The organism is Sphaerotilus sp. (assembly GCF_013299175.1).
Lineage (GTDB): Bacteria > Pseudomonadota > Gammaproteobacteria > Burkholderiales > Burkholderiaceae_C > Sphaerotilus.
In genome coordinates this window covers 1-6884 of the sequence record NZ_JAAFKF010000147.1, presented here as the reverse complement: position 1 = coordinate 6884, position 6884 = coordinate 1, and the positions used below count along the sequence as shown (strand labels likewise).

Here is a 6884-nt window from a genome sequence, read left to right as displayed (position 1 = left end):
GGCGCTGCACGGCTTCGAGACGATCGAGCAGAACGACTGGACCTGGCCCCGCCGCGGTGACTGGATGGCGCGGCTCGACGAGGTGCTGCTGACAGGGGCGGATCGCCGCCCGGTGGTGCTGGTCGCGCACAGCCTGGGCTGCCAGCTCGTGGCCGCGTGGGCCGCGCACAGCCGCCACACCGGCCGCGTGCGGTGCGCGCTGCTGGTGGCGCCGCCGGACACCGAGCGCGCCGACATGCCGCCGCAGTTGCACAACTGGCGCCCCATCCGCCGCGGGCGCTTGCCGTTCCCGGCGGTGGCGGTGGTGTCGTCGAATGATCCCTATTGCGCGCCCGAGCGTGCGGCCGGGATGTGTGCCGACTGGGGGATCCCGTCCGTGGAGGCAGGGCCGCGCGGACATCTCAACGACGCTTCGGGTCTGGGGGACTGGCCGCAAGGGCTGGCGCTGCTGGCGGCATTGGTGAATGCCCCCAGCGTTCGGCCCTGAAACCACGCCAAGATCGCGGACAATCGCCGGATGGTCACCAAGAAGCCCAAAGGTCTCGGTCGCGGTCTGGAAGCCCTGCTCGGGCCGCAGGTCAGCGACACCACGCCACAGTCCGGCGGCAAGGAGGGGCATCCCGGTGCCGTCCAGCTCGACCAGCTCCTGCCCGGAAAGTATCAGCCGCGCACGCGCATGGACGAAGGCTCGCTGTTCGAGCTGGCCGAGAGCATCAAGACCCAGGGCGTGATGCAGCCGGTGCTGGTGCGCCCGATCGCCTCGCGCGACGGGCGGCCGATGTACGAGATCATCGCCGGCGAGCGCCGCACCCGCGCCGCGCGGCTGGCGGGGCTGGACGAGGTGCCGGTGCTGGTGCGCGACGTGCCGGACCAGGCCGCCGCTGTGATGGCGCTGATCGAGAACATCCAGCGCGAAGACCTCAACCCGCTCGAAGAAGCGCACGGCGTGCAGCGCCTGATCCGCGAATTCGGGCTGACCCACGACAGCGCCGCGCAGGCCGTCGGCCGCTCGCGCAGCGCGACGTCCAACCTGCTGCGCCTGCTGCAACTGGCCGAGCCGGTGCAGCAGATGCTCACCGCCGGTGACATCGACATGGGCCACGCCCGTGCGCTGCTGTCGCTGGACAAGGCGCACCAGATCACCTGCGCCAACGAGGTGGTCGGGCGAAAACTGTCGGTGCGCGAAGCCGAAAAACTCGTCAACCGCCAGCACGATCTGGCCCAGCCGGGTGCAGCCACGCGCGCGGCACCGGCCAAATCGCGCGATGTGCAGCGGCTGGAAGCGCTGCTGTCGGATCTGCTGACCGCCCAGGTCGAGATCCGCGTCAAGAAGCGCACGCGTCGCGGCGAGCAGGGCGAAGTCGCCATCGCGTTTGGCTCGCTGGATGAATTGAGCGGTCTGCTCGACCGGCTCGGCGCCACCGACCGCTGATTCCCCCGCAGCACAGACCCGCCGCCCCGCGCCACCCGCGTCCGGGTGGCTTTTGCTGTGCTGAGCATCCATGGATACGGTGTTGTCGCGCTTCGTCCCTTCCGTCACGATCGGTACAGGTTTGGCGGCATGCTGTGCTGCAGATGGTGGGTTCGGGCACGTCCCTTGCTGCTGTCAACGCACGGTGCCCGTCCGACGTGGTAGGAGGAGTGAGGGTCTGGCTTCCGTGGTGGATGTCGCATCCTCCGGGTTGCCGGTGTAAATGGCCGATCTGATCGGCATACATCGTGGGACCGATGGCCTCAAGTTGAACGAAGCTGACATTGCCGAGTCACACAAACGCGGACCCCCCCGCGCTTGCAGACCAACGGAAAGTTCTGATGGCGCCTCGCACGCCACCTGCCCCGGCCAGTGCCGATGCGGGACGCCATCAGATCTTCCCTGGTGGCGCGACACTGATCCTGTCGCCCATCACCTGACTTCATCCAGGAGGCTGCAATGGCAATGGACGTGATCAGCAATTTCGCCGCCCGCTACGAGCGAACCCGCGAGGAAGAAATCTCGCTGGAAGACTACCTCGACGAGTGCAAGCGCAACCCCTTGGCCTATGCCTCGGCCGCCGAGCGCATGCTCAAGGCCATCGGCGAGCCCAAGTCGATCGACACCCGCAACGACCCCCGTCTGTCGCGGCTGTTCGCCAACAAGATCATCAAGATCTACCCCGCCTTCGCCGAGTTCTACGGCATGGAGGACGCGATCGAGCAGGTCGTTTCCTACTTCCGCCACGCCGCGCAGGGGCTGGAGGAAAAGAAGCAGATCCTGTACTTGCTCGGCCCCGTCGGTGGCGGCAAGAGTTCGATTGCCGAGCGCCTGAAGCAGCTCATGCAGGAGGTGCCGTTCTACGCGATCAAGGGCTCACCGGTGAACGAGTCGCCGCTGGGCCTGTTCGATCCGGCCGAAGACGGTGCCGTGCTGGAGAAGGAATACGGCATCCCGGCGCGTTACCTCAGCCGCGTGATGAGTCCGTGGGCGGTCAAGCGGCTCGAAGAGTTCGGGGGCGACATCCGGCGCTTCAAGGTGGTCAAGCGGTATCCGTCGATCCTCAAGCAGGTCGGCATCGCCAAGACCGAGCCGGGTGACGAGAACAACCAGGACATCAGTGCGCTGGTCGGCAAGGTCGATATCCGCAAGCTGGAAACCTACGCGCAGGACGACCCGGACGCCTACAGCTACTCGGGTGGCCTGTGTCTGGCCAACCAGGGACTGCTGGAGTTCGTCGAGATGTTCAAGGCGCCGATCAAGGTGCTGCACCCGCTGCTGACCGCGACGCAGGAGGCCAATTTCAAGGGCACCGAGGGCTTCGGTGCCATCCCGTTCGACGGCATCGTGCTGGCCCACTCGAACGAGAGCGAGTGGAAGACCTTCCGCAACAACAAGAACAACGAAGCCTTCCTGGACCGGATCTACATCGTCAAGGTGCCGTACTGCCTGCGGGTGTCCGAGGAAGTGAAGATCTACGAGAAGCTGCTGCGCGGCTCGTCGCTGGCCGGGGCGACCTGCGCGCCGGGCACGCTGAAGATGATGAGCCAGTTCGCCATGCTCACCCGCCTGAAGGAGCCGGAGAACTCCAGCCTCTACAGCAAGATGATGGTCTACGACGGCGAGAACCTGAAGGACACCGACCCGCGGGCCAAGAGCTACCAGGAGTACCGCGACTACGCCGGCGTGGACGAGGGCATGAGCGGCATCTCGACCCGCTTTGCCTACAAGATCATCTCCAAGGTCTTCAACTTCGACACGGCCGAGCTGGCGGCCAATCCGGTGCACCTGATGTACGTGCTGGAGAAGCAGATCGAGCGCGAGCAGTTCCCCGCCGAGACCGAATCGAAGTACATCGGTTACATCAAGGAGCTGCTGGCCCCGCGTTACGCCGAGTTCATCGGCAAGGAAATCCAGACCGCCTACCTGGAGAGCTACTCCGAGTACGGCCAGAACATCTTCGACCGCTATGTCACCTACGCCGACTACTGGATCCAGGACCAGGAGTACCGCGACACCGACACGGGCGAGGTATTCGACCGCGGGTCGCTGAACGGCGAGCTGGAGAAGATCGAGAAGCCCGCCGGCATCGCCAACCCGAAGGATTTCCGCAACGAGATCGTCAACTTCGTGCTGCGCGCCCGCGCCCACAACGGCGGCAAGAACCCAGTCTGGACCAGCTACGAGAAGCTGCGCGCGGTGATCGAGAAGAAGATGTTCTCGAACACCGAGGAGTTGCTGCCGGTCATCAGCTTCAACGCCAAGGCCAGCCACGACGAGGCCAAGAAGCACGAGGACTTCGTGAACCGCATGGTGCAGAAGGGCTACACGTCCAAGCAGGTGCGCCTGCTGTGCGAGTGGTACTTGCGCGTGCGCAAGTCGAGCTGAGGCCCCGGCCGCCCTGGCTCCGGGAGGCACCGGGGCAGCCAACCATTGCAAGGTGAACCATGTTCCAGCAGATCATCGACCGCAGGCTCTCCGGCAAGAACAAGTCGATCGGCAACCGGGAGCGTTTCCTGCGCCGCTACAAGGAGCAGATCAAGGGTGCCGTGCGCCGGGCCATCGACGGCCGTGGCATCCGCGATCTGGAGCGTGGCGAGGACATCCGCATCCCCAAGAAGGACATCAGCGAGCCGGTGTTCCACCATGGGCAAGGCGGCCAGCGCGACATGGTGCATCCCGGCAACCAGGACTACGTCACCGGCGACCGCATCAAGCGGCCCAAGGGCGGCGGGGCCGGTGGCGGTTCGGGCCAGGGGCAGGCGAGCGACTCCGGCGAAGGCGAGGACGATTTTGTCTTCTCCCTGAGCAAGGAAGAGTTCATGCAGGTCTTCTTCGAGGATCTGGCGCTGCCGCACCTCATCCGCACCCAGATTGCCGAGACGCCCGAGTGGAAGAGCCACCGCGCCGGCTTCACCAACGACGGCACGCCCAGCAACCTGCACATCGTGCGCTCGATGCGTGGCGCGCTCGGCCGGCGCATCGCGCTGGGCAACGACAGCCGGCGCGAGCTGCGCCACCTCGAACACCAGCTTGCCGAGCTGCAGGCGCATCCGCACCCCACCGACCTGCTCGCCGAGAAGGTGCTGCTGGACCTGCAGACCCGCATCGCCGAGCTGCGCACGCGGATCGGCCACATTCCCTTCCTCGATCCGATCGACCTGCGTTTCCGCAGCCGCGTGAAGGTGCCGGTGCCCACGTCCAAGGCGGTGATGTTCTGCGTGATGGACGTGTCCGGCTCGATGGACGAGGGGCGCAAGGAGCTGTCCAAGCGCTTCTTCATCCTGCTCTACCTGTTCCTGACCCGGCATTACGAGAAGATCGACATCGTCTTCATCCGCCACCACACGCAGGCCCAGGAGGTGGACGAGCAGGGCTTCTTCCACTCGACCGAAACCGGCGGCACGGTGGTGTCGAGCGCGCTGGTGCTGATGGAGGAAATCATCCGCACCCGCTATCCGTCGGACCAGTGGAACATCTACGGCGCCCAGGCCAGCGACGGCGACAACTGGCACCACGACTCGGGCCGCTGCCGCGAACTCCTGCAGAACAAGATCCTGCCGCTGTGCCGCTACTTCGCCTATGTGCAGGTGGCCGATCCGGAGCAGAACCTGTGGGACGAATATGTCCGGCTCGCCGAGGTGTCCGGGCCGCATTTCGCGATGCGCAAGGTGACGAGCGCCGACCAGATCTACCCGGTGTTCCGTGACCTGTTCAAGAAGGAAGGAGCCACCGCATGAAACCGACGCCCATGCCCGCTGTCGCCATGAGAGACCTGCACGACGGCCCGCTCCTGGCGCCCGAGCGAGCGGTCGAGCCGCTGCCCAGCCCGAGCGACTGGAGCTTCGAGCTGATCGAGCAGTACCACGACGTGATCCGCCGCACCGCGGCCCGCTTCGGCCTCGACACCTACCCCAACCAGCTGGAGATCATCACCGCCGAGCAGATGATGGACGCCTACGCCAGCGTCGGCATGCCGGTGAACTACCGCCACTGGAGCTACGGCAAGGAGTTCATCTCGACCGAGAAGAACTACAAGCGCGGGCACATGGGGCTGGCCTACGAGATCGTCATCAACTCGAACCCCTGCATCAGCTACCTGATGGAGGAAAACTCGATGCCGATGCAGGCCCTCGTCATTGCACACGCGGCGTATGGCCACAACAGCTTCTTCAAGGGCAACTACCTGTTCCGCATGTGGACGGACGCGGCGTCGATCATCGACTACCTCGTCTACGCCAAGCACTACGTCGCCGACTGCGAGGAACGCCACGGCATCGACACGGTGGAAGCCTTCCTTGACAGTTGCCACGCGCTGATGAACCACGGCGTGGACCGCTACCGCCGCCCGAGCAAGAAGACGCTCGCGCAGGAACTCTCCGAGCGCAAGGACCGCGAAGCCTACGCGCAGCAGCAGGTCAACGACCTCTGGCGCACGCTGCCGCGCCGTGCCGAGAAGGCCGAGGAAGCCCACGGCAGTCGCCGCTTCCCCGAGGAGCCGCAGGAAAATCTGCTGTACTTCTTCGAGAAGAACGCCCCGCTGCTCGAACCCTGGCAGCGCGAGATCGTGCGCATCGTGCGCAAGGTGGCGCAGTACTTCTATCCGCAGCGGCAGAGCCAGGTCATGAACGAAGGCTGGGCCACCTTCTGGCACCACCGGTTGCTCAACACCATGTACGACGACGGTCACCTCACCGACGGCGTGATGATCGAGTGGCTCAAGTCGCACACCAACGTGGTCTACCAGCCGCGCGTCGGGGACCGCGGTTACAGCGGCATCAACCCCTACGCGCTCGGCTTCGCGATGTACACCGACATCAAGCGCATCTGCGAGGAGCCGACCGAGGAGGACCGCCAGTGGTTCCCCGAACTGGCCGGCACGCCGTGGCTGCCCGCGTTCGACCAGGCGATGCGCAACTTCAAGGACGAGAGCTTCATCGGCCAGTACCTCAGCCCGAAGCTGATGCGTGACCTGCGCCTGTTCGCGCTGCACGACGACGACAAGAAACCCGAGATCGAGGTCAGTGCCATCCACGACGACAGCGGCTACCGGCGCGTGCGCGAGATGCTGTCACGGCAATACGACCTCGGCAGCCGGGAGCCGAATATCCAGGTCTGGAACGTCAACCTGCGGGGCGACCGCTCGCTCACGCTGCGGCATTTCCAGCACCAGGACCGCCCGCTGGCCGACAGCGCCGTCGAGGTGCTCAAGCACGTGGCGCGGCTGTGGGGCTTCGCGGTGTTCCTGGAGAGCGTCAACGGCAAGGGCGACGTGACGAAGCGGTGGGGGGTGCCGGCGCCGGCTTCGGCGAACTGAACCCGCCGTCCTGCTTCTCCAACGCGACAGGCCGGCCCGGTGACCCGGACGAAGCGACAAGCCCCGGGGTTCAGCCCGGGGTCGAGCGTTCAAGCC

Annotated in this window: 5 protein-coding genes; all 5 read left to right on the top strand. The window is 65.6% G+C overall.

The genetic code is table 11. The features are described from left to right. Positions 1-487 (top strand): RBBP9/YdeN family alpha/beta hydrolase (locus tag QZW52_RS17915; RefSeq protein ID WP_294001189.1); only part of this gene is annotated, 487 nt, incomplete at its 5' end. Between the two features lie 30 nt (positions 488-517). Further along, positions 518-1432, top strand: a complete 915-nt coding sequence (locus tag QZW52_RS17910; RefSeq protein WP_294001186.1) for a ParB/RepB/Spo0J family partition protein — start codon at positions 518-520, stop codon at positions 1430-1432. Between the two features lie 504 nt (positions 1433-1936). Continuing rightward, a complete protein-coding gene (locus tag QZW52_RS17905) occupies positions 1937-3859 on the top strand; it encodes a PrkA family serine protein kinase (RefSeq protein WP_294001194.1) in 1923 nt (640 codons plus the stop codon). A gap of 59 nt (positions 3860-3918) precedes the next feature. Further along, complete coding sequence (locus QZW52_RS17900) at positions 3919-5211, top strand: YeaH/YhbH family protein (RefSeq protein WP_294001183.1); 1293 nt, start codon at positions 3919-3921, stop codon at positions 5209-5211. An 11-nt stretch (positions 5212-5222) separates the two neighbouring features. Beyond that, positions 5223-6788 carry a SpoVR family protein gene (locus QZW52_RS17895; protein ID WP_434738361.1) on the top strand — a complete coding sequence of 522 codons (1566 nt, stop codon included), beginning with the start codon at positions 5223-5225 and terminating at the stop codon, positions 6786-6788. The last annotated feature ends 96 nt before the right edge of the window (positions 6789-6884 follow it).